The 26,106-nt window shown below is 65.1% G+C and carries 20 protein-coding genes and 1 tRNA gene; 9 read left to right on the forward strand and 12 right to left on the reverse strand.

The features are described 5' to 3' along the window. Window positions 1-49 precede the first annotated feature (49 nt). Window positions 50-580 carry a hypothetical protein gene (locus ACV7JP_RS03025; RefSeq protein WP_457797783.1) on the reverse strand — a complete coding sequence of 177 codons (531 nt, stop codon included), beginning with the start codon at window positions 578-580 and terminating at the stop codon, window positions 50-52. Between the two features lie 414 nt (window positions 581-994). Between ACV7JP_RS03025 and lgt the strand changes: the two genes are divergently transcribed. From lgt to ACV7JP_RS03040, 3 genes are all read left to right on the forward strand, one after another. Then, window positions 995-1,819 carry a prolipoprotein diacylglyceryl transferase gene (gene lgt, locus ACV7JP_RS03030; protein WP_457797784.1) on the forward strand — a complete coding sequence of 275 codons (825 nt, stop codon included), beginning with the start codon at window positions 995-997 and terminating at the stop codon, window positions 1,817-1,819. Then, entirely contained in the window at window positions 1,816-2,898 is a 1,083-nt protein-coding gene (locus tag ACV7JP_RS03035) for a class I SAM-dependent methyltransferase (protein WP_457797785.1), read from the forward strand. The genes lgt and ACV7JP_RS03035 overlap by 4 nt, the downstream gene beginning before the upstream one ends. 129 nt (window positions 2,899-3,027) lie before the next feature. Next, window positions 3,028-3,804 (forward strand): polyphenol oxidase family protein, encoded by a 777-nt coding sequence (locus tag ACV7JP_RS03040; protein ID WP_457797786.1) that lies wholly within the window; start codon window positions 3,028-3,030, stop codon window positions 3,802-3,804. Between the two features lie 86 nt (window positions 3,805-3,890). Here the strand turns inward: ACV7JP_RS03040 and ACV7JP_RS03045 are convergent, their stop codons facing one another. Continuing rightward, window positions 3,891-4,916 (reverse strand): TonB family protein, encoded by a 1,026-nt coding sequence (locus tag ACV7JP_RS03045; protein WP_457797787.1) that lies wholly within the window; start codon window positions 4,914-4,916, stop codon window positions 3,891-3,893. A gap of 234 nt (window positions 4,917-5,150) precedes the next feature. On the opposite strand from ACV7JP_RS03045, the gene ACV7JP_RS03050 reads away from it, so the two are divergent. Then, window positions 5,151-6,758 (forward strand): multicopper oxidase family protein, encoded by a 1,608-nt coding sequence (locus ACV7JP_RS03050; RefSeq protein WP_457797788.1) that lies wholly within the window; start codon window positions 5,151-5,153, stop codon window positions 6,756-6,758. A gap of 17 nt (window positions 6,759-6,775) precedes the next feature. Here ACV7JP_RS03050 and ACV7JP_RS03055 read toward each other — a convergent pair whose 3' ends face one another. From ACV7JP_RS03055 to ACV7JP_RS03080, 6 genes are all read right to left on the reverse strand, one after another. Continuing rightward, on the reverse strand, window positions 6,776-6,943 hold the full coding sequence (locus ACV7JP_RS03055; protein WP_457797789.1) for a hypothetical protein: 168 nt from the start codon (window positions 6,941-6,943) through the stop codon (window positions 6,776-6,778). Between the two features lie 110 nt (window positions 6,944-7,053). Further along, complete coding sequence (locus tag ACV7JP_RS03060) at window positions 7,054-7,341, reverse strand: hypothetical protein (RefSeq protein ID WP_457797790.1); 288 nt, start codon at window positions 7,339-7,341, stop codon at window positions 7,054-7,056. A 174-nt stretch (window positions 7,342-7,515) separates the two neighbouring features. Then, window positions 7,516-8,301, reverse strand: a complete 786-nt coding sequence (locus ACV7JP_RS03065) for a Spy/CpxP family protein refolding chaperone (protein ID WP_457797791.1) — start codon at window positions 8,299-8,301, stop codon at window positions 7,516-7,518. A 188-nt stretch (window positions 8,302-8,489) separates the two neighbouring features. After that, window positions 8,490-8,711, reverse strand: a complete 222-nt coding sequence (locus ACV7JP_RS03070) for a hypothetical protein (protein ID WP_457797792.1) — start codon at window positions 8,709-8,711, stop codon at window positions 8,490-8,492. Window positions 8,712-8,870: 159 nt separating this feature from the next. After that, the gene (mfd, locus tag ACV7JP_RS03075; RefSeq protein WP_457797793.1) at window positions 8,871-12,407 is read right to left on the reverse strand and encodes a transcription-repair coupling factor; all 3,537 of its coding nucleotides are present in this window, start codon (window positions 12,405-12,407) and stop codon (window positions 8,871-8,873) included. Further along, window positions 12,404-12,706 (reverse strand): FAD assembly factor SdhE, encoded by a 303-nt coding sequence (locus ACV7JP_RS03080; protein WP_457797794.1) that lies wholly within the window; start codon window positions 12,704-12,706, stop codon window positions 12,404-12,406. The genes mfd and ACV7JP_RS03080 overlap by 4 nt, the downstream gene beginning before the upstream one ends. Before the next feature lie 296 nt (window positions 12,707-13,002). Between ACV7JP_RS03080 and ACV7JP_RS03085 the strand changes: the two genes are divergently transcribed. Then, window positions 13,003-13,079 (forward strand) — tRNA-Asp (locus ACV7JP_RS03085). 62 nt (window positions 13,080-13,141) lie between these two features. Here ACV7JP_RS03085 and ACV7JP_RS03090 read toward each other — a convergent pair. After that, on the reverse strand, window positions 13,142-17,503 hold the full coding sequence (locus ACV7JP_RS03090) for a PAS domain S-box protein (protein WP_457797795.1): 4,362 nt from the start codon (window positions 17,501-17,503) through the stop codon (window positions 13,142-13,144). Between the two features lie 289 nt (window positions 17,504-17,792). Between ACV7JP_RS03090 and ACV7JP_RS03095 the strand changes: the two genes are divergently transcribed. From ACV7JP_RS03095 to ACV7JP_RS03110, 4 genes are all read left to right on the forward strand, one after another. Beyond that, window positions 17,793-19,652, forward strand: a complete 1,860-nt coding sequence (locus ACV7JP_RS03095) for a PAS domain S-box protein (protein ID WP_457797796.1) — start codon at window positions 17,793-17,795, stop codon at window positions 19,650-19,652. Further along, window positions 19,649-20,275: a response regulator FixJ gene (gene fixJ, locus ACV7JP_RS03100; protein WP_457797797.1), complete on the forward strand. Its 627-nt coding sequence runs from the start codon at window positions 19,649-19,651 to the stop codon at window positions 20,273-20,275. The genes ACV7JP_RS03095 and fixJ overlap by 4 nt, the downstream gene beginning before the upstream one ends. Window positions 20,276-20,381: 106 nt before the next feature. After that, window positions 20,382-21,173, forward strand: coding sequence for an SDR family NAD(P)-dependent oxidoreductase (locus ACV7JP_RS03105; RefSeq protein ID WP_457797798.1), 792 nt, complete (start codon window positions 20,382-20,384; stop codon window positions 21,171-21,173). Window positions 21,174-21,185: 12 nt separating this feature from the next. Continuing rightward, window positions 21,186-22,703, forward strand: a complete 1,518-nt coding sequence (locus tag ACV7JP_RS03110; RefSeq protein ID WP_457797799.1) for an FAD-dependent oxidoreductase — start codon at window positions 21,186-21,188, stop codon at window positions 22,701-22,703. A gap of 43 nt (window positions 22,704-22,746) precedes the next feature. Here the strand turns inward: ACV7JP_RS03110 and ACV7JP_RS03115 are convergent, their stop codons facing one another. The 3 genes from ACV7JP_RS03115 to ACV7JP_RS03125 form a co-directional block, all read right to left on the reverse strand. Then, a complete protein-coding gene (locus ACV7JP_RS03115) occupies window positions 22,747-23,622 on the reverse strand; it encodes a manganese catalase family protein (RefSeq protein ID WP_457797800.1) in 876 nt (291 codons plus the stop codon). A gap of 72 nt (window positions 23,623-23,694) precedes the next feature. Beyond that, complete coding sequence (gene glf, locus ACV7JP_RS03120) at window positions 23,695-24,840, reverse strand: UDP-galactopyranose mutase (RefSeq protein ID WP_457797801.1); 1,146 nt, start codon at window positions 24,838-24,840, stop codon at window positions 23,695-23,697. Next, complete coding sequence (locus ACV7JP_RS03125; protein WP_457797802.1) at window positions 24,833-25,891, reverse strand: glycosyltransferase; 1,059 nt, start codon at window positions 25,889-25,891, stop codon at window positions 24,833-24,835. The genes glf and ACV7JP_RS03125 overlap by 8 nt, the downstream gene beginning before the upstream one ends. Window positions 25,892-26,106: the final 215 nt, after the last annotated feature.

Here is a 26,106-nt window from a genome sequence, read left to right on the forward strand (position 1 = left end):
GGCCTTTTGCTTTGCGAATGCCTGTCCTCGCGCGACGTTCTTCTGCGCCTTACAGGAAGACGATGTACGGCCCGAGATTCTGGACGACGCCCGTGCCGCTGGGCGACGGCGTGATGATCGTGGTCTGGCGCGTCGAGCGCACGCCCGTGCCGGGAATGACCTGAGGCGGATTGACCTGGAAGTTGAAAGAGCCCGGATCGTTCAGCTTGACCGTGTACACGAGATAGAGCGACTGCGTCGCCGAATCGAAAGAGTTGAAGAAATAGGGAACCGTGATCGGGCAGGTGAAATTTTGGTTGTTCGGGTCGATAGCGGCTTTCGCGGACGCGTTCGACGTGGCGCTATTCGCCAATACGGCGGCGCCGAGAGCCGTAATGGCGGGATTCCCCGCCGTATTCGGAACGACAAACAGAGAGCCGGTGCAGTTGACTTGCCCCCCTTGCGAGATCGGCAGTCTCAAAAAGCCGTTGATGGTGACGACATAATAGCCCGAGACCTGGGCCGGAGCGGCCCAGGCGGGATTGATCAAGAACGCTGCGCAAAGCGCGATGAGCGCAGACGCCAACCGGAGCGCTTTCATTCATATTCTCCCTTGTACAAAACCAAGAATCGTAGTGTCCGCGAGAACAAGCGAAGGAAATCTAATGCAGGATAACCACAATTGACAAGCATGAAACACTAATTGATCTCATTAATTGAAGCTATTAGCCGTTTTTCTTGGCGCAAGAAATGCCATACAAGCCGGAACTTGACAATAATATACTTGAATTATTTCACGAATTACTCTCACAGCCCGCAAGACGCCCCCGGATCGCGCCGCTGTCATATCTTCGTACCTACGATAGGCGGCGCGTTCCGCCGCCGCCTCATCCATTTGAGGTATGCGGCCGCGCCGGCCGCGCATGCGCCGCCAAAGAAATCATGACTTCCCCCGGCGGCGCGGTTAAAAGATCGCCAAGGCGGGGTTCTGGACCACGCCTACCGGACCCATTTGATGCCTTTCTTCCTGCTTCCCTTCCCCGTCATCGATCCGGTCGCCGTCAATCTCGGCCCCCTGCCGATCCGCTGGTATGCGCTGTCCTATATTGGCGGCTTCATTTTCGGCTGGATCGGCCTGCGCCTGCTGGTGGGCGCGGACGCCCTATGGGCGGAGGGGCAAGCGCGGCCGGCGCGAGAGGCCGTCGACGATCTTCTCGTCAATGTCGCGCTCGGCGTGATCATCGGCGGGCGGCTCGGCCATGTGCTGATCTACGATCCCGGCTTCTACCTCGCGCACCCGCTTGAAATCCTTCAGACCTGGAAAGGCGGAATGGCCTTTCACGGCGGGCTGGTCGGCGCGGTCGCCGGCATGGCGCTCTTCGCCCACGCCCGCGCCCTCCCCTTTCTGACCGTCACGGATCTTTGCGCCGCCGTCGCGCCCATCGGCCTTTTCTTCGGGCGGCTCGCCAATTTCATCAAGCCCGAGATGTGGGGCCGCCCGACCGACGTTCCCTGGGCCATGATCTTTCCGCCGGCCGGGGATGCGCCGCGCCATCCAAGCCAGCTCTATGAAGCAGGGCTCGAAGGCGTGGCGCTTTTCGTTCTTCTCGGCCTCGCCGTTAGGGGCGGCGCCCTGAAGCGGCCCGGCCTCGTCACGGGGCTCTTCGGCGTCGGCTACGGGCTGGCGCGCATCTTCTGCGAATTCTTTCGCGAACCGGACCCGGTGCAGGAAGCGCTGCCGGGCGGCCTCACAATGGGCATGGCGCTTTCCCTGCCGCTCATCCTTGTCGGCGGAGCGCTTCTCCTCCTCTCCCTGCGCCGCCGGAGCGCGCCCGCATGAATGCGCTGAAACAGGAAATCGCCGCGACCGTCGCCCATGAGGGACCGATGACGCTCGAGCGCTATATGGGCCTTTGCCTCGGCCATCCGCGCCACGGCTACTACATGACGCGCGACCCCTTCGGCGCGGCCGGCGATTTCGTCACCGCGCCGGAGATCAGCCAGATGTTCGGCGAGCTCATCGGCGTCTGGGCGAGCGAAGCCTGGCGCATGTCCGGCGCGCCTTCTCCCGCGCGGCTCATCGAGCTCGGCCCCGGACGCGGCACGCTGATGTCCGACGTTCTGCGCGTCTCGCGCATCTCGCCGGCCTTTCTCGAGGCTGTGACCGTGCATCTCGTCGAGACAAGCCCCACGCTGCGCGCCGCGCAGCAGCGGACGCTCGCCAATGCGGACAAGCCGGTGAGCTGGAGCGCCGATGTCGGGGACACGCCGCCCGGCCCCGCCTTCATTCTCGCCAACGAATTCTTCGACGCGCTGCCGGTGCGTCATTTTGTGAGGACCGCGGCCGGATGGCGCGAGCGGCTCGTGGGCCTCGACGCTTCGGGCGAACTCATCTTCGGCCTTTCGGAAAAGATCGAATCCTCGCTGAACGTCCCCGCGCGGGAAGGCTCGATCATCGAGCTGAGCGCGATCGCGCAACGCATCATGGGCGAGATCGCCGGGCGCCTCGTGCGCGAAGGCGGCGCGCTGCTCCTCATCGACTACGGCTATATGGAGACCTCGCTCGGCGACAGTCTGCAGGCGGTTTCGAAACATGCCTATGTCGATCCGCTCGCCGCTCCGGGCGAGGCCGATCTTACCGCCCATGTCGATTTCGCCGCCCTCGCCCGCGCCGCCAGGGCGGCGGGCGCCAAGGTGATGGGGCCGGTGACGCAGGCGCATTTCCTGCTGCAGCTCGGCATGGAGCGGCGCGCGCAATCGCTGATGAAGCGCGCGACGCCGGAGCAGCGGCAAGCCATTGTCGACGCTTTCGACCGCCTTACCGGCACGCAGGACCCGCGCCGTCACATGGGCGCCTTGTTCAAGGTAATGGCGGTGACGCATCCCGACATGCCCGACATGCCGGGTTTTATCGGGTAAGCTCCCTCTCCCCGTTTACGGGGAGAGGGCTGGGGTGAGGGGCAAGGGGCCATAACGGGGCCTTGCCCCTCACCCTGGCCCTCTCCCCGCGTGCGGGGAGAGGGAAACAGACGCTTCGTCAGGACCGGTATGACCATCCCCCCTGCTCTCGCCGCGCGCAACCTCGATCTTCCCGGCGTGCGCCACGCCTTCTTCACCCGCGAGGGCGGCGTGTCGGAGGGCGTCTATGGCTCGCTCAATGGCGGCGTCGGCTCGAGAGACGAGCCTGCGCGCGTGGCCGAGAACCGCGCCCGCATGGCCGCGCGGGTCGGCGTGGCCCCCGAGCGCCTGCTCGTGCCGTTCCAGATCCATTCGTCCGAGGCGCTCACGGTGCGCGCGCCATGGGAGCCGGAGGCCCGGCCGCGCTGCGACGGTCTGGTCACGCGCGAGGCCTCGCTCGCGCTCGGCGTCACCGGCGCCGATTGCGGCATGCTGCTTTTCGCCGACGCGCGAGCGGGCGTCGTGGGCGCCTGCCATGCCGGCTGGAAGGGCGCCTTCGCCGGCATGATCGAGGCGACCGTCGCCGCCATGGAGGCGCAAGGGGCGCGCAGCGCGGACATTCACGTCGCGCTGGGGCCGGCGATCGGTCCGGACAGCTACGAGGTGGGGCCGGAGTTTTCCGCGCGCTTCTTGGCGGAAGACGCCGATTACGCGCGCTTCTTCGCGCCTTCGCCGCGCGAGGGACATTCCATGTTCGACCTTCAGGGCTTCATCGCCCTGCGCGTCGCGCGGCTCGAAATCGCCTCCTTCGAAGCGCTGGGCGTCGACACTTACGCCGACGAGGCCCGCTGCTTCAGCTATCGCCGCAGCGTGCACCGGCGGGAGCCGGATTATGGGCGGCTCGTGTCGGCGATCGCGTTGGTTTGACGAACGCCGTCACTGCGAACGAAGCGAAGCAATCCAGCGCGGCTCTGGATTGCCGCGTCGCTTCGCTCCTCGCAATGGCGGCTGGCCTACTTCGTCGCATAGGTAAACAGCATCGAATGCGGCAGCCCGCGCGGCGGCGGGGGGAAGGGCGCCGCGGCGCGCACGGCGGCGAGGGCGGCGGCGTCGAGATCCGCGAGGCCGCTTGTCTTGTAGACCGCCTGATGCGTGAGATTGCCCATCTCGTCGATATAGAAGGCCACGACTCCTTTCGACGACATCTGCATCTCGCGCACGCGCGACGGGATTCGCATATGCGGCATGATGAGGCCGTAGAGGATGGTGAGATAGGTCGTCTTCGCCTGGCCGCCGCCGACCGGCGACGGCTTGGGCGGGGCCGCGAGCTTGAAGTCCGGCAAGGGCGCGAGCGCCGCCACCTGATCGGCAATCGACATGGCGTCGCCCTTCTTCGCGGGCTTCGCATCCTTCGTCTCGGGCTTGTCGGTCGGCGTGGGAACTTTTTCGGCGCGCTCGATGATCTCGGCGTCGGGCTTGTCCTCGACCTCCTTCTGCTCGGCGGCCTCCGGCGGCTTGTCGCCGTCGGCGTCGTCCTGCGCGTCCTTCAGCCCCTGCGGCTTTTCGTCCTTGGGCGCGAATTTCTCCGGCTCATTGCGCTTGGTCTTGGACTGATCGGCCTCCTCCGGCGCATTGACGTCGCTCTTGGTCTTGCTCTCGGCCTTGGGCGCGTCGAAAGCAGGCTTCTCATCCTCCACCGGCGGGGGCGGAGGCGGCGGGGGCTTCTGCTGCTCCTGCTTTTCCGGCGGCGGCGGCTCCGGCGGCGGCTCCTCCTTCTTCTCCTCCGGCGGCGGCTGGGGCGGAGGCTCGGTGACCACCTCGACGGGGATTTCCTCCGCCGGGGGCGGCGCATAGGCGTTGCGCTTGTCCTCCCACAGCAGGAAGGCCAGCAGCGCGAGGTGCAGCAGCAGGCCGAGCAAAACGAAGGCCAGGAAGCGCGGACGCGGCGCGCCGCCCCCCGGGCGCGGCTCGAACAGCCGGTCCATGGCGACAGCGGCGAGCGTCGCGCCACGCGGCTTTTGTCTGACCGTTTCGTTCATCTCGATGGAGGAACCCGTCCGCGAGCCGGGGCGACCTGCGCGCCAAGCACAGGGGTGAAATCATGGGGAAAATGCCACAAGCGGCGCCCCCTTCGCAAACCTTCTCGCGTTTTTTGGGGCAAAGCGCCATGGCCGCCGCAATGCCGCCTTATGCCGCAGCGCTTTTTCGCCGGCCGAGCGCTTATATGAGGCTAAACTAATGAATAGCGCGGGAGCCGCGCGAAGGGAGATTCAATGCGCGGATCTGGTTTCACGCGGCGCGGCTTGCTGATCTCTACGGCGGCGCTCGCCGTCCCGTCTTTCATGCCGGGTGCCGGCATGTCGGGCGCGACGCCGCGACCGGCGTCCGATCGCTTCAACCCCGACGTCGACATCGACCTTGTCTGCAAGCGCGATTCGGTCGCCATTCTCGACGGCGCGCCCACCCAGGTCTGGCGCTACGCCGGCAATCTGATCAAAGGCCCGGCCAATACGCTCGCCGCACTTCCCGGCAGCTATCTCGGCCCTCTGATGCGCTTCGAGAAGGGCCAGAAGATCCGCATCCGCCTGCGCAACGAACTGCCCGAGCGGACGATCACCCATTGGCACGGCCTGCATACGCCCATGGACGCCGACGGGCATCCCATGGCCGCGATCGATCCCGGCGAGACCTATGTCTACGAATTCGAGATGCGCAATCGCGCGGGCTTCAATTTCTACCATCCGCATACGCACGAAGCCACGGCGGCGCAGGTCTATCACGGCCTCGCCGGCGCCATCGTCGTGGCGGATGAGGAGGAGCGCGCGCTGGGCCTGCCCTCGGGCGAATACGAGATCCCGCTCGTGCTGCAGGACCGCTCCTTCGACGACAACAACCAGCTCGCTTATTGGGGCGGGATGCATCGCGACATGTTCGGCTTCCATGGCGACCGCATTCTCGTCAACGGACGGCCGGATTATCGGTTGGAGGTCGCGAGCCGCGCCTATCGGCTACGCATTCTCAACGGCTCCAATGCGCGCATCTACAAGCTGCGCTGGGACGACGGAACGCCGCTTGTCGTGATCGGCGTCGACGGCGGTCTGTTGGAGAGGCCGGAAACCCGCCCCTACGCCATGCTCGCGCCGGGCGAGCGTCTCGATCTATGGGCGGATTTCAGCGGCCGTAAGGCGGGCGCGAAGCTCGTGATGCGCAGCGGCGAATTTGACGGCCTCGCGCCGCCGATGGCGCGGCGCATGGGCGGCGGGCTGATCGTCGGCGACGATTATCCGCTGTTTACCGTGACCGTGACCCGCGAGACGAGCGACAGTCCGAAGCTCCCTGAAAGGCTCTCGACGCTGAAGCGCTATCGCAGGGAGGAGATCGCCAATCCGGACAGGCCGCGCCCGATCGCGCTTTCCATGGGACATATGACGGCGGCGATCAATGGCCGAACCTACGGCCAGGACGACGTCATGGATATTGAGCGCGTCCCCGTCGACACGGTGCAGCTCTTCGAGATCTTCCACGATCATGGCGGCAAGATGGGCGGCATGGCGATGGGCCGGATGGGCGCCATGGGTGGAATGGGCGGCATGGGTGGAATGGGGATGACGGGCATGATGAACATGGCCCATCCGGTCCATCTCCACGGCCAGCAATTCGAAATATTGAGCCGCAGCTACGATGGCGACGACGCCGGCTCTTACGCGACCATCCGCGAGGGGCTGATCGACAGCGGCCTGAAGGACACGGCGCTCGTCGCGCCCGGCGAGCGCGTCCGCATCGCCAAGCCTTTCGGCGATTTCAAGGGACGCTTCATGTATCACTGCCACAACCTCGAACATGAGGATATGGGCATGATGCGCGAATTCTCGGTCGAATGAGTTGGTGACGCGCGATCCTATTCCTCGGCGTCGGTAAACAGGATCACCTCGTCGGGAAGACCGGCGGCCGCGCTCTTTTCGAGATTGACTCCGGCGACGCGGGCGAATCCCGCCTCGGCCTCGAGCAGCACAATGGCGTCGCTCGGCATTTGCCGGAGCTTTTCGATCAGTTGGGAAACGGTCATGGGCGCGCTCGCTGTCGGGACAAGGAGCCGCCAAGCAAGCGCCGAGCCATTCGACCGGCGGCCTCTCGGCGCCCGAAGAAAAGGCTCGCGCAGAGCTGGTCCGGCGCGGATCAGATGTTGCAGACCGCGCTGAGCTCGCTCTGCCTGATCTGATCGGCCACCCAGAGGGCGCCCTTGGCGCGGTGCGTCTCGATGAAGGCCGACGCCCTGGCGAGCTGATCGTCGGAGAGGGACATATTGCACATGCGCGCGACCTGGCGGCCGATCTCCGCCTTGCGCGCGATCGGAGTCGCGCGGGCAAGCACCGCGTTCACGGCGTCGACGGCGCCAGATTTCGCAAAAGCCGGGACGGCGGCCATCACAAGCGCACAGCAGGCGAAAACGCGGATTTTCGTCATCTCTTTCCTATTGGTTGATCGGACGCGACGTCAAACGCCGGCATGTCCATGCGCCGTGGCGGGAAGATCGTCCGCAAGACGGCTGACCCGATTAAGCGGCCTCCATTGTGACGACTTTAGGGCCGGCGTGGCCCCGCATCGTCGATGCGAGGCCTTCCATTTCAAACCGGCGCTTCAGTGCTGCATGCCGCCGCCGGAGCCTCCATGGCTCGTGCCGCCCATCATCCCGCCGCCCATGGACATGCCGACCTTCATGATCGAGGTCAGCGCTTCGCTCGCAATCTTTTTCTGCTCCTCGGACAGCGCGGTGAAGAGCGGCTCGATCGCGGCCTTTTGCGCGCGCACGATGTCGAGATGGTCGGACATGTGCTTATCCATCATGTCGAGCTTGTGCAGCACCGGCGGCTTGGAATGATCCGGGCGGTCATCCAGCGATGCGCATTTGGCTTGGGCCTTCTGCGCCGCGACGCGCCAAGCGTCGGCGAAATTGCTCCAGGTGGAGAGCTGCTGCTCGGTGAGTTTCAGCTCCGCCTTCAAATAAGCGAGGCGACCTTCCAGATGCTCGGCGAAGCCGCACATCATGCGCTGCATCATGCCGCCCATGCCGCCGCCTCCATGGGACATGCCGCCCATGCCCCCGCCTGGGCCTCCCATCATGCCGCCCATCATCCCGCCGCCATGGTTCATGCCGGCCCCCGAAGAGGCGCCGCCTTGATGGCCGGCATGTTCATCGGCTTTGCCGGCGTCGGCCTTGGGCGCCTCCGCGGGCGCCGCGTCAGGCTTTGCAGGCTCGGAAGCGGGCGCCTGCGTCTTGCCGGGATCCGCCCATTGGGCCATGGCGCCGGCGCCATGGCCCATCTTGCCATGGTCCATTTCCGGCGCCGGCTCCGCCCGCGCGAGAACCAACGCCAATGCAAGCGTCGCGATGCTTGTCGTAATGAAGATAGCGCGCGCCCTCATGTTCCTCTCCCTGGAAATTATTGATTTGCTGCACTTGCGATATGCATCGCGGCCGCCGCTCGGTCCGCAACATTGTCACAGAAATCCGTTCAAGGCATCCCGCCATTTGTCGCGCGTCAAATGGCGGCGCATAAAAACAAATGCGGCCGCTCAAAGGCGACCGCACGATGCGCGCAAGGATTCCAGCGCTACTTGGCTTCGTCGCGCTTGACCTGATAGCTGCCCTTGTTCTTGGGATCGTCCTTGGCGGGACGCGGCCCACGGATCTCGTCGACCTTCGGCGGCTCCTTGTAGCCGGGCTGGCCGGCGACGTTCGGCGCGCCCCATTTCACTTCTTCGGCCATCGCGCCGAAACCGCAGACAACCGGGATAGCGACGAGCGCGACGAACGCGGACTTCTTGAAAGCCATCGTTTCCTCCTCCGTTATTTACGATGCCGTAAATGGAAGCTGAGCTCCCGCGCCGTATTATAGGAATCGAGTTTTTCAGGCGCGCAACAGAAAATTGATGCTGCGGCGACAGGCTGCGTCCGCTCGGGCGGCGCATCGAAAATAATTGATAAGTATGGCTTACGCCGACTTCTTCTCGGCGATGCCGGCCAGCGCGCGCAGGATGCGGCGCGTCCCGGCGAGACGCTGCTTCATGGAATCGAATTCCCGGACGAAGACGATCCGCATGTCGGGCCGAACCTTGGCCGAATTCCCCTGTTCCGCGACATAGCGCACAAGTCCGGCGGGGTCCGCGAAGTGATTGTCGCGGAAGGAGACGATGACGCCCTTCGGACCGGCGTCGACCTTCTCGATATGGGCGCGGCGGCACATGGCCTTGATCGCGACGATTTCGAGAAGCTGTTCGACCTCGGGCGGAATGGGGCCGAAGCGGTCGATCATCTCGACCGCGAAGGCCTCGATGTCCTGATCGGTTTCAAGCGTCGACAGACGCCGGTAGAGCTGCAGCCGCAGCGTGAGGTCCGGGATGTAATCCTCGGGGATCGTCACCGGCGCGCCGATGGCGATGGTCGGCGACCAGGCTTCTTCCTGCGGCTCCTCGACGCCCGCTTTCAGAAGCGTGATCGCGTCGGAGAGCATCTGCTGATAGAGCTCGTAGCCGACTTCCTTGATGTGTCCCGACTGCTCGTCGCCGAGGAGATTGCCGGCGCCGCGAATGTCGAGATCGTGGCTTGCGAGCTGGAAGCCCGCGCCCAGCGTGTCGAGCGATTGCAGCACTTCGAGCCGCTTTTGCGCCTGCGGCGTGATCGTGCGGTTGGCCGGCGTGGTGAAAAGCGCATAGGCGCGCGTCTTCGAGCGTCCGACGCGGCCGCGCAATTGATAGAGCTGCGCCAGGCCGAACATGTCGGCGCGCCAGACGATGAGCGTATTGGCCGTCGGAATGTCGAGGCCGGATTCGACGATGGTGGTCGAGAGCAGAATGTCGAACCTGCCGTCATAGAAGGCCGACATTTTCTCCTCGAGCTCGGTCGCCGGCATTTGCCCGTGCGCGATGACGAATTTCGCCTCGGGCAGATTCTCGCGCAGAAAGGCGGCGGCCTCAGCCAAGTCCTCGATGCGCGGGCAGACGAAGAAGGCTTGGCCGCCGCGATAGCGTTCGCGCAGCAAAGCTTCGCGCACGATCAGCGGATCGAAGGGCGAGATGAAGCTGCGCACGGCGAGACGATCGACCGGCGGCGTCGTGATGAGCGAGAGCTCGCGCACGCCCGTCATGGCGAGCTGCAAGGTGCGCGGAATGGGCGTCGCGGAAAGCGTCAGAACATGCACCTCGGCGCGCAGCTCCTTCAAGCGCTCTTTGTGGCCGACGCCGAAATGCTGCTCCTCGTCGATGATGACGAGGCCGAGATCTTTGAAGCTGACGCCTTTGCCAAGAATGGCGTGCGTTCCGCAGACGATGTCGACCGTTCCCTCGGCGAGGCCCTTCTTGGTCTCGCGCGTTTCCGCCGCGCCGACCATGCGCGACAGACGGCCGATCCTGATCGGCAGGCCGGCGAAGCGTTCGCTGAAGGTCTTGAAATGCTGGCGCGCCAGCAGCGTCGTCGGCGCGACGACGGCGACCTGCTTGCCGTTGATCGCGGCCGTGAAGGCGGCGCGCAAGGCGACCTCGGTCTTGCCGAAGCCGACGTCGCCGCAGACCAGCCGGTCCATCGGCCGCCCGGCCGCGAGATCGTCCAGCGTCGCGTCGATCGCCGCGAGCTGGTCCTCGGTCTCGTCATAGGGAAAGCGCGCGCAAAATTCGTCGTAAAGGCCGTCCGGAGGAACGAGCTTGGGCGCCGCGCGCAACTGGCGCTGCGCGGCGATGGCGATAAGGCCCTTGGCCATTTCGCGGATGCGGTTCTTCATCCGCGCCTTGCGCGCCTGCCAGCTCGAGCCGCCCATCCTGTCGAGCTGCGCGTCGGCGTCCTCGCCGCCATAGCGGCTCAGCAGCTCGAAATTCTCGACAGGCACGAAGAGCTTCTGACTCTCGGCGTAATGCATCTCGATGTAATCGCGGCGCACGCCGCCGCTATCGAGCGTGGTCAATCCGACGAAGCGGCCGATGCCGTAATCCACATGCACGACGAGATCGCCCGCCGTGAGCGCGGCGACTTCGCCGAGAAGATTCTCGGTCGGCTTGCGCTTTCGCCGGCGGCGCACGAGACGGTCGCCGAGAATGTCCTGCTCGCCCACCAGCGCATAAGCGTCGGTCTCGAAGCCATGTTCCACGCCGAGCACGGCGAGCGCGACGCCGCCCTGCCCGCGGCCGAGCGCCGCGGGAAGCGAATTGACGAGCGCGAAATCCCTGAGCCCATGCTCCTGCAGGACATGGCCAAGACGCTCGCAGGAGCCGTCCGACCAGCCGGCGACGATCACAATCTTGCCGTCGCCGCGCAGCGCCTGCACATGATCGACGGCCGCCTGGAAGACGTTCACCTCCGGTTCGTTGCGCTCGGGCGCGAAGTCGCGGCCCGGCCGCGCGCCGCAATCAATGGCGTCGCCGCGTTCGGAGGCGAAGGGCGAGAATTGCGCGGTTCCGCGCGCCTCCAGCGCGGCGCGCCATTCGTCGCGCGTGAGATAGAGCGCGGCGGGCTCCAGCGGCTTGTAGCTCGAGCCCGCCGGGTCGAGATCGTAAGCTTCCTTGCGCGCGTCGTAATAGTCGGCGATCTGCTTTATGCGCTCGTTCGCCGCGTCCTCGACCAGCGCGTCGAGCATCAGCGGCGCTTCGCCGAGATAGTCGAAAAGCGTGTCCATCCGCTCATAGAAAAGCGGCAGCCAATGTTCCATGCCGTGATGGCGCCGGCCTTCGCTCACCGCCTCGTAAAGCGCGTCGCCGCGCGTCTGCCCGCCAAATTTCGCCGCGTAATTCTGGCGGAAGCGGCGCATGGCGTCGGAGGTAAGCCGCAACTCGCTCATGGGCGTGAGGTCGAGCGCGCGGAGCTGGCCCGTGGCGCGCTGCGTCTCCGGATCGAAACTGCGGATCGACTCGAGCGTGTCGCCGAAAAAGTCGAGGCGGATCGGCGCCGGAAGCCCCGGCGGAAACAGGTCGATCAATCCGCCGCGCTGGGCGTATTCGCCGGTCTCGCGCACCGTGCCCGCGCGCAGGAAGCCGTTCGCCTCGAGCCAAAGCGCCAATTCGTCGAGCTTCACCACATTGCCCGGCGTCGCCGAGAAGCTCTCGGCCGACACCATTTTTTTCGGCGGCAAGCGCTGCAGCAGGCAATCGGCGGTCGTGGTGACGACGCGCGGGCGCTCGGCGGAGGAGCGGGCGCGGGCGAGGCGCGATAGCGCCGTCATGCGCCGCGCGACGATATTGGCGTGCGGCGAGACGCGGTCATAAGGCTGGCAATCCCAGCCGGGAATATCCAGGATCTCGACGTCGGGATTGGCGAAGCGCAGCGCCTCGCGGAACTGGGCGGAGCGGGCGGCGTCGCGCGCGACATGCACGAAGACGGCCGGACGTCCCTCGGCTTCACGCGCCAGAGCGCGGGCGAGATCGGCGGCGACGAAAGCGTCGAAGCCCTCGGGCGCATGAGAAAAGACGAGCTTTTCGCCTTTGGCGAGGCGCGCGCGCGCGGCGTCCAGCGTTTGCGCGCCTTTCGTCTTGACGGCCGCGCTCAATGAATGGGACCCTCGTGGCGGTGGAATTCCATGATCTGCCGCAGTAACGCCGTGTCCCGCGCGGGGGGCGGCGCCTCGGCCCCGGAGAGCCAACGCCATAGCTCCTCGTCGGGGAGATCGAGCAGCGTCTCCAACTCGTCGAGCGCGGGCTCGTCCAGGCCTGCGAGCCGCGCATCCACGAAGCCGCCCATCAGAATATCCATTTCGCGCATGCCGCGCCGCCAGGCGCGCACGCGAATGCGCTTGCGGCGAATGTCGAGGTCGTCCTCGGCGCGTATCTCGGGGCGGTCGCCGTTCATGAAGTCGCTGGGGTTGGAAAGCGGGCCAGAGGCTTAAACCAGCCGCGCGAGAAAGAAAAGAGAACGCGTCGCCTGGCGCCCAGCCAATGATCGAGTTTTTGACGATGCAAGCGGGCTGCGGCCGCGGTCCTTTTTCGCGCGAGCCCGGCCCGAAGCGCACAATATGGCTTGGCGGAAAGGAAAAACTCGCCGGACGGCGCCGGCGCCGCGGGACCGGAGAGGCCGAGCGCGGAAGCGCTTGACTTCGCGTTCTCTGTGCCCTATCCCGCAGTCCTCGCGCGAACAACGCGCCGCGCGGGGGAGTAGCTCAGTTGGTTAGAGCGCCGGCCTGTCACGCCGGAGGTCGCGGGTTCGAGCCCCGTCTCTCTCGCCATGAAATCAAAAACTTAGCGAGTTGATCCCGGATTTCCTTCTCGCGATATTGCAAGCTCACGCCTAGGCCGCGCCCAGCAGTTCCTGCAGCGCCTCGAATCCCGCCGGCTTGGTGAGCTGGCGATCGAAGCCCGCCTCGCGCGCGCGGTCATTGACCTGCTCCTGCCCCCAGCCCGTCAATGCGACGAGCTTCACATCGCGCCCCTCCGGCAAAGCGCGGATGCGGCGGGCCGTCTCATAGCCGTCCATGCCGGGCATGCCCAGGTCGAGAAAGATGAGGTCCGGCTTGAACGCCGGCACCGCCTCGAGGCCCGCGGCGCCGCTATAGACGGCGCGCACCGTCGCGCCGAAGGTTTCGAGAAACATGACGAGGCTGTCAGCCACGTCATGATCGTCGTCGATCACGAGGATCCGGCGCGTCGCGCTGAATTCGGTCGGGGCCGTCGCCGGCATGGGCTCCTCCGTGTCCTTGGTTGGAAGCATGGGCAGGCGGACCATGAAGGAGCTGCCGCAGCCAAGTCCTTCGCTTTGCGCCTCAACCGCTCCACCATGCAGGTCGAGCAGGCTTTTCACCAATGCGAGCCCGATCCCGAGGCCGCCCTGGGCGCGTCCGAGGGTTCGGTCGACCTGCGTGAACAGATCGAAGACGCGCGGCAGCATCTCCGCCGGAATCCCAACGCCGCTGTCACGCACGGCGACGACCGCTTCGCTCTCCCGCCGTTCCACCATAAGCCATATGTCGCCGCCATGTTCCGTATATTTCGCGGCGTTGTTGAGGAGATTGGTGAAGACCTGCGCCAGGCGGACCGGATCGACGTCGAGCGCCAGCGGCTCGGACGGCAGGGAGACATGCAGGCGATGCTGCGCCCGGTCGATCGTCGGTTGCGCGGTCTCGACGGCGTGACGCAGAATTTCGGCGAGATCGACGCGCCGCTTCTTCAGCTCGATCTTGCCGCGCGTGATGCGCGACACTTCAAGAAGATCGTCGACGAGACGGATCAGATGCTCGACCTGCCGGTCGATCATTGCAAGCAAGGCGAGATCGCGCTCCCCCATCGTCGTCGCAGCCGCGTCGTGGCGCAGAACATGGACGGCGTTGCGGATCGGCGCGAGCGGATTGCGCAGCTCATGGGCGAGCGTGGCCAGGAACTCATCCTTACGGCGGTCCGCGGCCTTCAGCGCGTCCTCGGCGCGCTTGCGTTCGGTGATGTCGCGGCTGACCGTCGCGAAGCCGATGGGTTCGTTGTGCTGATCGCGCAGGACGAAGACATTGTAGAGCATCCACAAGGCCTCGCCCGTCTGGAAATGCCGAAAGCGGATCTCCACATTGGCGTGGCCGTCGCGCCTGACGCGATCGTGAAATTCCGTAAAAACGTAGTTGCAATCCTCCGGAAAAAAAAACTCGGCGATCGGCGTGGAAGAGGCCCGCTCCCGCTCGAGCCCGACGAGGCGCGCGCCGGCGGGATTGATGTAGAGCGGCGCGAAGTCCAGATTGCAGAGGCCGATGAACTCCAGGCTTTGCTCGGCGAGAGCGACGAACTTCTGACGCTCGGCCTCCGCGCGCTTGCGCGCCGTGATGTCCTGCGAGGTCCCGACGATTCGAACGGGCCGGTCGTCTTCGAAGAAGACGGTGCCGGTCGCCGCGACCCAGCGCTCCGCGCGATCGGACAACGACACAACCCTGTATTCCACAGAGACGCTGCCCGATCCCCTGGGGTCGACCGCCCTGTCGATCGCGTTCCGCACCCGCTCGCGATCGGCGGGATGAACGCCCTCCATGAAAAGGGCGTGGCTGACCGGCGCGTCCGACGGAAGCCCCCAGAGCGCGCGCAACCGATCGTCCCAGATCAGTTCCCCGGTCTCGACGCTCTCCTCGTAAATGCCGATATTGCCGGAGTTCAGGGCGAGCTGCAGACGAAACTCGCTCTCGCGCAAGGCGGCTTGAACGCGGGCGCGCTCGGCCGACGACCAGACGCGCTCGGCGACCTCGCGCACAAGCCCGATTTCGAGAGAGGTCCAGGCCCGCGGAGCGGCGTTGTGCGCGCAAAGCGTGCCGACCCAGCGCCCCTGCTTCGTCAATATGACGCTCGCAAGCGCGCGGATCTCGCCCGCCTCGAAGCGTTCGCGCTCAGCCGGCGTGAAACCCGCCTCGGCGAAAACATCCTCGATCGCGACCGATTCGCCGCGCCGATAACATTCGATGAACTTTGCGCCGAGATCGGCGATCGGCATGCGCACCATGAACGGCGCGACGCCATTGGCGTAGCCGTGGCGAACAATGAATTCGTCGCCGATGATGTCCGCATAGGCGACGCGGTTCACGCCAAGATGCTCCCCGAGCAGCCGGCACGCCGCCGCCTGAATCTCCCCGGGATCGACGATCTGGCGCAAATTGTCGGTGAGCTTCAGCAGGAAGGCCTGGCGTTCCTCGCTCTCGCGCAGCGCCATTTCGTTGCGCTTGCGCTCGTCAATGCCCTGCACGAGGCCAACGAACCTCAAATCCTCGCCATCCCCGCACACATCCGCCACCGAGGACAGCCAGCGCAGCGACCCGTCGGGTTGGCGCGCGCGGAACTCGACTTCGAAAGGCGCTCCGGTTTCAATCGAATGCTGAAGCGCCGCCTCGACGCAGGGCCGATCCTCCGGATAGATGGCCGAAAGCGCCCGGCCGCGATCGATAGGCCCGTCCGGCGCGAGACCATGCAGCGCCACCGCCCGCGCGGAGGCCTTGAAGGCGCCTGTCTCCGGGACGAACTCCCAGACCCCCGCATTCGCGGCGGCAAGCGCCTGTTCGAGCCGAGCCTCGCTTTCGCGCAACAGCGTCTCGATCTGCTTCTGATGGGTGATGTCCTGTATGACGGCGACCGTTCGCACCGCTTCTCCGGGCGGTCCAGTCAAAGTCGCGGTGACGCGGCCCCAGAAGATCGAACCATCCTTGCGGACATAACGTTTCTCGGTGTCGTACAGCGTGGCGTCGCCGCGCGCCATTCTGGCGAAGCGCTCCCAATCCGCCGCCCGATCCTCGGGATGGGTGATCTCGGGAAAAGGCGTTCCGAGCAGCTCGGCGCGCTCATAGCCGAGCATATGAGCGAACGCTTCATTCACGCGCAGCAGGCGGCCGGTCGCGACGTCGGCCTGCGCCATTCCCACGCCCGTCAGTTCGAACATCGCGCGAAACTGCGCCTCGCTGTCCCGCAGCGCCGCTTCAGCCTGCTTGCGCGCTTCGATATCGATATTCATCCCAATCCATTTGGCGACCCCGCCGTCAGGGCTGCGGATCGGCGTCGCCCGAACATTGGTCCAGCGCCAGCCATCCCCATGCTTGAGCCGAAATTCCGCATCCAGGTTCTTGCGCGATCCGACCGCGTCGCGCCATTCGCGCTCCGCATCGGCCCTGTCGTCCGAATGGATGGCGCCCACCCAGCCGTCGTCGAGCCATTCCTCCCGGCTCTGGCCCGTATAGGCGCGCCATGACGGGCTATCCTTGACGACGACGCCTTCGCTGTCGGCTTCCCACACCGCCTGCGCATAGGCTTCAACGAAGCTGCGGAAACGCTGCTCGCACTCCCGCGACGCAAGCTCGGCGCGCCTTATCCTTGTAACGTCCATGAAGGCGCCGACCGCCCCGCGGGGGACGCCGGCTTCGTCGTAGAGCGGCGTCGCCTTGACAAAGGCCGTGATCGTCCGCCCGTCTTCGCGCAGGATGTCGAGCAGCTCGCCGCCGACGGCCTGGCCTGCGGAGGCGCGCGGCATCGGCAAGGCGCGGGCCTCCAGCTCGCGTCCGTTCCGAAAGACGCGGAAGCCCGGCGGCTCCTCCGCGCCTTTCGAGCTCTCGCCCGCCGGCGCGGCGCCGAAAATCTGCGCGAGCGCCCGATTGCCCTGCATTTGCGCGCCCTGCGGATCAAGGGCGATGGCCAGGCCGATTGGCGCCGCGTCGAACAGCGCCTGAAGCTCGGCCGATCGGCGCCGCTCCCGCCGCTCGCTCTCGCGCAAGGCCGTTTCGGCGACCGTCTCCTCGCCCGGGTCGCAAGGATCTTCCAGTCTTGCCGGGACGCTTTTCAGCATCAGCGCGCCGTCGAAGCCGGAGGACAGCGCGCGCGCTTCGATCGACACGGGATGGCGCTCACGGAGAATCCGGGCCGAGAATGCGTCTCGCGCGCCGGAGAGAACCGCCTCGAGACCTTCCAGCAGGCGGCGGATCTCGGGATCGTCCGCCACGCGCCGGCGGAAAAGGTCCAGAAGATTGCCGCCAACCTCCAGGGCGTCGCCGTTAGCGCCCAGCGATCGCGCCCAGCGCGCATTGACGCCCACGATGCGGCCGCCTCGCTCGATGAGCGCCGCCTCTTGCGGAATCGCATCGAGAACTGCGCCCAGGAAAGCTACAGCTTTACTATCGGCGCCGAGGAAGTTCTCAATAAATATCAATTCATATCCCCCGCGCGCAGGTATGCGCTACTGTTTCCCGGCGAACGCAATATGCCTATCTTTTTTAGTTAGCAAAGCGCTATCTGGACTTTCGGGTAATTTTATCTCGTTTTCCTTTGCATACGTGTTTTCCCGGAGTTTCTCTACATGTAACTTTGCTGTATTTAACAGTTTAGCCGAAGGCTGGGAGGAGCGTCCGTTGAGCTTGTCTTTGTTGCAGGAACTCCTTTAGCGCTATGCTGAAATGCGTAGTCTCCAATCACCTTCCCCCTCCTCCTCCCCGGGACCAATGCCGCACATGCGCTGGGTTGCGTGTAGATCCATAAGCCGATGCTTGACGGCCGCCGAGCGCATCGTCGCGTCGGCTTACGCCGCGCCGCCCGCCCCGCGATTCGCCCTCGCGGCGCTTGCGGGCGGCGGCGCGGCGGCCGCGCGGCTCGCCTTCGCTTCGTCGAACCGCGATCTCTCCGAGGCCGCCGACTATCTCGCGGTAAGCCTGTCGGGCCTGCTCGGCGGCTTCGCGCCCGGCGCCGTCGCGGCCCTCGCATGCGCGCTCTTGCGTCTCGGCTTCCCGCCGCCTTCCGGGGCCGACGCAAGTAATATTTTTCTTTTTCTGACGACGAGCGCATTCCTGCTAGCCATCGTCGAGGCTTTCCACCGAATGCGTCTGCGCGCACATGCCGGCCGCGCCGCGTCCGAGCTGCTCGCCAATGTCGTGGTCGCCGCGCCGGGCGTCGTCGGAACCTTCTATGTCGATGCGCGGGGCCATGTGGCCTATCGCTATGTCTCGCCGAAAGCCAAATCGGTCTTCGGCCTGGATCCCGCCGACATCCGCGCCGACGCCGGAGTCTTCTTCAAGCGCCTGAGCAAGGATGATCTCGACATGCTCAATGCGGGCCTGCGCCGTTCGGCGCGCGAGCTTTCCTTGTGGGTTGTCGAATTTCTCTTCGATCACCCGGACAAAGGGATGATCTGGATGGAAGCGCAAGCGGCGCCCGTGCGCGAAGCCGGCGGCCTCGTCGTGTGGCACGGCTACGCCTCCGACATCACGCCGCGCAAGCGCGCCGAACTCTCGCTCGCCGAAAGCGCCGCAAGACTTCAGGCGGCGATCGACGCGGCGCCGGACGCGGTTTTGACGATGGACGCCGTCGGGCGGATACAAACCATCAATCGCGCCGGCGCCGCCATGTTTGGATACCGCCCGGACGAATTTGCCGCTATGAATATCCGCGAACTGATCGCTCCCGAGGCTGGCGGGACAAACGAATGGACGCAGCCGGCGGCTGACGAAAGGCGCGAAATCCGCGGCTTGAGCAAGAATGGCGACGCCTTTCCCGCGGAAATGACCTTGTCCGAGACGGCGTTTGAGAGAGAAAGCCTGCGGGTCGCCATCATCAAGGATTTGACCGAGCGGCGCAAGATCGAGCGCCACATCGAGCAGCTCCATCGCAATCGGCTGGACGCGATGGGAGGCATGGCCGCAGCGCTCGCGCATGAGATCAACCAGCCGCTGGCGGCGAACGCGACCTATTTGCGCGTGGCGCGGCGGCTCATCGAGAAGTCCCCCCATGCGGACGACGCGGCGATCGTCGACGTCCTGGAAAAGGCCACGACGCAAACCCTGCGCGCGGGCCGCATCGTTACGAGCCTGAAGGATTTGGTGCGGCGCGGCGAACCGGATAAGACTCTGGTCGGCATGCACGATCTGATAATGGAGGCCGTCGACGCAGCCATCGAGGAATGCGAAGATTCGAAGGTCAAGTTCGAGATGAGACGCCAAGCCCCGCGAGACCGGATCGTCGCCGATCGCACGCAACTGAAGCAGGTTCTTTTCAATCTCGTTCGCAACGCAATGGAAGCGATGCAATCGTCCGAGCGCCGGGAACTCGTAATTTCAACCGCCAATCCAGGCGACGGCACGATTCGCGTCGATGTGATTGACTCCGGCTGCGGACTTCCGGAATCCTGCGAGATCGGGCGCTTCGAACCGTTTACGACGACAAAGACGAAAGGCATGGGCGTGGGCTTGTCGATTTCGCGTTCCATCATTGAAGCTCACTACGGACGGATCTGGGCGTCGCCGAACGCCGGGGACGGCGCGACGTTCAGCTTTGCGCTGCCGCTGCAAGACGCGGATGCCGACGCATGAGCGGTCAGCGCGTTGTTCACGTCATCGACGACGACGCGGCGGTTCGGGACGCCGTCGGGCTTCTGCTCAGCACCGAGGGCTTCAAGGTGCATACCTATGCCTCGGCGCTCGCCTTCCTGAAGGTGGACGCCGCGCATCGCGACGGCTGCGTCGTCACCGACGTTCGCATGCCCGAGATGAACGGCATCGAGCTCATCGCAAGAATGAAGGAAGCGCGAATCACGAATCCCGTGATCGTGCTCACCGCCCACGCCGACGTGCCGCTCGCCGTCGAGGCGATGAAGCTCGGCGCCGTCGATCTGCTCGAAAAGCCTTTCGAAGACGCGGCCCTGCTCGCGGCGGTCGACGCGGCGCTCGAGCGCCGCGACGCCGAGGAGACGCGCAGCCGGGAATCCGCCGCGATCAAGAGCCGGCTCGCAAGCCTCACGCGCCGCGAAAACGAAATCCTCGCCGGCCTGCTCAAGGGGCTCTCCAACAAGGTGATCGCGCATGATCTCGGCATCAGCATCCGCACCGCGGAGGTGCATCGCGCCAACATCATGGCCAAGATGCGCGCCGGCAATCTCGCGGAGCTCGTGAAAATGGCCCTCGCGGCGGGCGGCGCGAATGGAGAGCCCGAATAGGCGAAGCCCGGAACATTCCTCCTTTTCCGCCGGTTCATGCTGCGCCCGCCTATCTCGTCAAGAGGGCGGGCGCTTTCGTATCTGCGGGGGGTCACCGGAGAGAGCCATGCGCGCGCGTCCCCTCGCCCTCGTCACGGGGGCTTCAACGGGCATCGGATATGAATTGGCGAAGCTCTGCGCCGCGCGCGGCTTCGACCTCATCATCGCCGCGGACGAGCCCGCGATCGTCCGCGCTGCGGAGACGCTGCGCGGCGACGACGCGCGCGTCTGGGAGCTGCAATGCGACCTCTCCACAATGGCGGGCGTCGAAGCGCTCCATGGCCTCGCGCAGCGGCTGACGCGCCCGATCGACGTCCTCATCGCAAATGCGGGGCGAGGGCTGGGCGGCGCGTTTCTCGATCAGGATTTTGCCGCGGTGCGGCGGGTGATCGACACCAATGTTATGGGAACGGTGTATCTCGCCCAGCTTGTCGGCCGCGACATGCGCGCTCGGGGAGCGGGACGAATCCTCGTCGTGGGGTCGATCGCCGGCTTCATCCCCGGCTCCTTTCAAGCCGTCTATCATGGCACGAAGGCGTTTCTCGACAATTTCGCCGCCGCGCTCGCCGACGAGCTGGAGGGAACGGGCGTTACCGTGACTTGCCTGATGCCGGGCGCGACCGAGACCGAGTTCTTCCGCCGCGCCGGCATGCTCGACACGCCGGCGGGACGCTCGAAGAAGGACGACGCCGCGGAGGTGGCGCGGGAGGGCTTCGAGGCTTTGATGGAAGGGCGCCGCGAAATCGTCACCGGATGGCGCAACAAGCTGATGACGGTCGCGGCGCATATCATGCCCGCCTGGGCTCTCGCGCGGCGCAACCGCCAGCTTTCGGCGCCCGCGCCAATGCGCCGGTCGTGAAAGGAATGCGCCATGAATGTGAGCAAGGAGCGCAGCAGATCGATCTGGCGCCCGGTCGAATTCCACGCCCCGCCGCTGGAGGGCAAGGCGACGACGGATGTGGCGGTCGTCGGCTCCGGCATTGCCGGGCTGTCGGTCGCCTATGAGCTCGCGAGAGCCGGCAAGGATGTCGTCGTCATCGACCGCGGGCCGATCGGCGGCGGCATGAGCTCGCGCACGACGGCGCATCTCTCCTCCTATAGCGACGACGGCTTTCGCGCGCTCATCGACATGCGCGGCGTCGCCATCGCCAGAGGCTGGCAGGAAAGCCAGGCCGCCGCCATCGACCGCATCGAGGCGATACAGCGGGAGCTCGACCGCGACTGCAGCTTCAGGCGCATCGACGCCTATCTCTTCCTCGCGCCCGCCACGGACCGGACGATCATCGACAAGGAGCTCATCGCCAGCGCGCAGGTCGGCATGATCGCCCTGCGCCACGCCGGCGTGCCCCTGATCGGCTATGAGACGGCGCCGACGCTGCAATTTCCGCGACAGGCGACCTTCCATCCGACGAAATATCTCGCGGCGCTCTCAAAAGCCATCCAAGACGCCGGCGGACGCTTCTTCGCCGACAGCGCCGTCGTCTCAGTCGAGGAGAAAGCGTCGGCCGTCACGATCAAGACCGCTCAGGGCGCCGAGATCGAAGCCGGCGCGGCCGTCATCGCCACAAACGCGCCGATCAACGACCGCTTGACGATTCACAGCAAGCAGGCGCCTTACCGGACATACGCCGTCGCTTTCGAAATCCCGCGCGGCAGCCTGCCGGACGCGCTCTACTGGGACACGCTCGACCCCTATCATTACATCAGGCTGCAACCGGGAGAGGGCGAATTCGACATTCTCATTGTCGGCGGCGAAGACCACAAGACTGGCGAGGCGAATGACGGCTATGCGCGCATCCTTTCGCTCGCCCATTGGATGCGCGGCCTGCTGCCCCAGCTCGGCCAGGAGATCGCGCGATGGTCGGGACAGGTTCTCGAACCCATCGATTGCATGGGCTTCATCGGCCTGAACCCGGGCAATGAGCGCATTTATGTCGTCACGGGCGATTCCGGCCAGGGCATGACGCACGGCGCCGCCGCGGGCCTGGTCATTTCGGACCTGATCTTGAAAGGCGAAAGCCCCTGGGGCGAGGTCTACGATCCGAGCCGCAAGCCGGCGAAGGCCTTAAGCGAGTTCGTCAAGGAGAACGCCGCCGCCCTCAAGAGCTTCGTCGAATATCTGGCGCCAGGCGAGCTTTCATCGCTCAACGAGCTGACGCCCGGCCAGGGCGCGATCATCAGGGACGGATTCCACAAGATCGCGGTCTATCGCGACGAGACCGGAACCTTGATCCGACGCTCCGCCGCCTGCACGCATGTCGGCTGCCATGTTCGCTGGAACAGCTTCGAGAGATGCTGGGACTGTCCATGCCACGGGTCGCAATTCTCCCCGGAGGGAGAGCCGCTCAACGCGCCAGCCGTCTCCCCACTCGGCGCCGGGGAGTCGTGACGCGATTGCGCGGCTGCTGCGGCCCGACGCCGCGACGACGCTGTCAGGCGGAGCCGGACTGACCGAGATCGGCGCCCGTCTGCGGATCGGACAGAGGGTTCGACATCGTCCGCGCCGCGAAGCTCGAGAGGTCGCGCTGCTCGGCGCTGGTCAGGCCGACGCTCGCATCGCCATCCCCGCCATCGACCGGAATCCCTCCGACGACGTCGTCCATCCGCCGCCACTGGTCGCCGCTGTTCCAGGGACCCTCCGCGTCTCCCGCGCCCTGGGAGGCGTTCACGTATAGATTGGCGTATTCGGGGATGCCCTGCAGCTTGCCGGGCGGGAAATTGCCCTCGATCGAATACAGCGCCTTCTCGAAGGACTTCTGATGCGCGATCTCGCGCGTCATCAGAAAGCCCAAAGCCTCCTTCACGCCCGGATCGTCCGTGACGTTGATCAAGCGCTCATAGACGATCTTCGCGCGCGCCTCGGCCGCGATATTGGAGCGCAGATCGCAAGCCGGATCTCCGATCGAATCGATATAGGCGGCCGACCAGGGCACGCCCGAGGAATTGGTGAGCGCCGGCCCGCCGCCGTAAAGTATCGCCTGCGTATGGCTGTCGCCCCCTTGCGTGAGCGAACGGTAGAGATCGGCTTCGGTCTGCGTCGCTTCCGCAAGCTCGCCCTTTACGCCCTTGTTCAGCATGGCGACGATGCTGCCGATGACTTCGAGATGGCTGAGCTCCTCGGTCGCGATGTCGAGCAGCAGGTCCTTGCGCCCCGGATCGTCCTCGGCGAGCGCCTGCGTGAAGTAACGCATCGCGGCCGCCAGCTCCCCTTGCGGACCGCCGAACTGCTCGAGGAGCAGGCTCGCGAGCACAGGGTTGGGCTCGGAGACCCGCACCGTATATTGCAGCTTCTTGTTGTGCGTGAACATTATCGACTCCTCGTCGGCAAGCGCTCCTCGCGAAACGCCCGCCGACAAGCGAGGTTCCTCTTCAATCGACGATCATTCCGCCGCCACCGGGGCCGGAAGGTCGTCGCGCCGTTCGGCGCCTGCAGGAATCTCCTGATTGATGCGCCGGAAGGTCGCAAGCGCCTGCCCGACGACCTGATCCATATTGTAATAGCGATAGGTCGCGAGCCGTCCGACGAACCAGACATCCTTCTGCGCGAGCGCGAGCCGTTCATAGCGCTTGTAGAGCTCGGCGTTTTCCGCGCGTGGAACAGGATAATATGGATCGCCGGCCTCGCATGGAAACTCATAGGTCAAGCTCGTCTTTTCGTGCTGCTGGCCTGTGAGGTGCTTATATTCGGTGACGCGCGTATAGGCCTGGGTTTGCGGATAATTGACGACAGCCGTCGGCTGATGCCGCCTTTCATTCACCGTGACGTGCTCGAATCTCAACGAGCGGTAAGGCAGCTTGCCGAAGCGGAACTGAAAATATTCGTCGATCGGGCCCGTATAGATCAACCGGCGGAACGGGATTTGCGCGCGGATCTCGTCGAACCTGGTCTGCAGCAGAATCTTGATGTTCGGATGATTCAGCATGCGCTCGAACATCCGCGTATAGCCGCCGGCCGGCATGAACTGATAGGCGTCGCTGAAATAGCGGTCGTCCCGATCGATCCGCGTGGGAACGCGGGCGGTGACGGACTTGTCGAGCGCCGACGGCTCCACGCCCCATTGCTTCTTCGTATAGAATCTGAAGAATTTCTCGTAAAGCTCGCGCCCGACCGCGCTGACCACGACATCTTCGGAGGTCCGGATTTCGTCTGGCTTTTCCGCGCGCTCGGCGAACCAGGCGGCAAGGCCTTGCGAATCCAGCTCCAGCTTGAAGAGCCGATTGACCGTATCAAGATTGATCGGTATCGGCAGCAGCATCCCGTCCACTTCCGCGAGAACGCGATGCTCATAGGGACGCCAGTCCGTGAATTGCGACAGATAGTCGAAAATCGACTTGGCGTTGGTGTGAAAGATATGGGGACCATATTGGTGAATCAAAATGCCGTCGTCATTGTACCTGTCATAGGCGTTCCCTCCGACATGTCCCCGTTTGTCGATCAGGAGAACGCGTTCTCCGCGTTGCGACGCGATACGCTCGGCAAGCACGCTTCCCGCAAAGCCGGCGCCGACAATGAGCCAGTCAAACACGACGCGCCTCCGCCTTCAGTTTTCTCTCCGGGATGAACGCATCGAGGCCCCTGCGCATGCCTGCCCAGGTGTCGTCCCAGGACATGGATGAGACGAAGGCGTCGACCGATTGCCGCCATCGCCTGCGGGGTCTTCGCAACACTGTCTCGATCCGGTCGACGAAGCCTTCCGCATCGGACGCGATCTCGACATGGCCCAGAACGCCGTATGGATGCACGACATCCGTGATGGGCGTGGAGACGACCGGCACGCCGGCCGCGAGGAATTCGGGCGTCTTCGTGGGGCTGATGTACCGGGTCGCGTCGTTGATCGCGAAGGGCATGAGGCCCGCGTCCCAGCCCGCGAGATATTGCGGCAGCGCCGCATAATCCTTGCAGCCGAGCCAGTGGATGTTGTCGGCGCGCGGCAGCGCGGCGGCGTCGATTTTCGCCGTCGGTCCGATCATCACGAAGCGCCAGTCCGGCCGGCGCGCCGCGACCTCGGCGACAAGCCTCATATCCATGCGCTCGTCGATGACGCCGAAAAAGCCGATGCGCGGATGCGGAATCGAACTCTGATCGTCGGGTTCGCCGGCGGCGAAGCGCGCCTGACGAAAATGCGCGACGTCGACGCTGCTGGGAAACACGTGAATATTTTCGTGCCGGTCCCTTTTCGCCTGATAGAGCGAATGCCCGCCGACATAGACGACGTCGCAACGCGCGAGCAGCCGCCGCTCCCATTCGACAATGCCGTTTGGCGCTCCGGCGAAGGCCGAAAGCTCGTCCATATTGTCGTAGACGCAGCGATCCGGCTCGAGCTCCTCCGTGAATTGCAGCGCCATCGGCGTATAGTACCAGGCGATGAGGCGCGCCGGCCGCACGCGCGAAAGCAGTTGCGCGAGCATCAGTTTCAAGGCGGCGTTGCGTTCGTTCGATCCCAGCGCATTCGGCAGGAAAGGCGTGACGACCGACACGCCGGAAGGGTCCGTTTCGATGCGAAGAAAAGACGGACCGTCGAAGCTCTGCGGCTCCTCGAAATACCAGGTCTTGAATTCACGCGCCGCGCGGCTCATCAAATGCTGCGGCCGTTGATAAACGAAACTCCATCGAAGATGCGAAAAACAAAAAAGATGCGTAGCAGCGTTTGAATATTTCATCTCGGCGCGCGCCATGTGCTCCCTCCTCGGCGCGGCGATCCCGCCAGCGCCAATGCTGTAAAGACACGGATTTGCCCCTTGTCGTAACGGAATCGGAAGCGCGTTTGTTCCAGCGTCGCCGTAGCAAGCGC

It is taken from the genome of Methylocystis sp. S23, assembly GCF_054106005.1.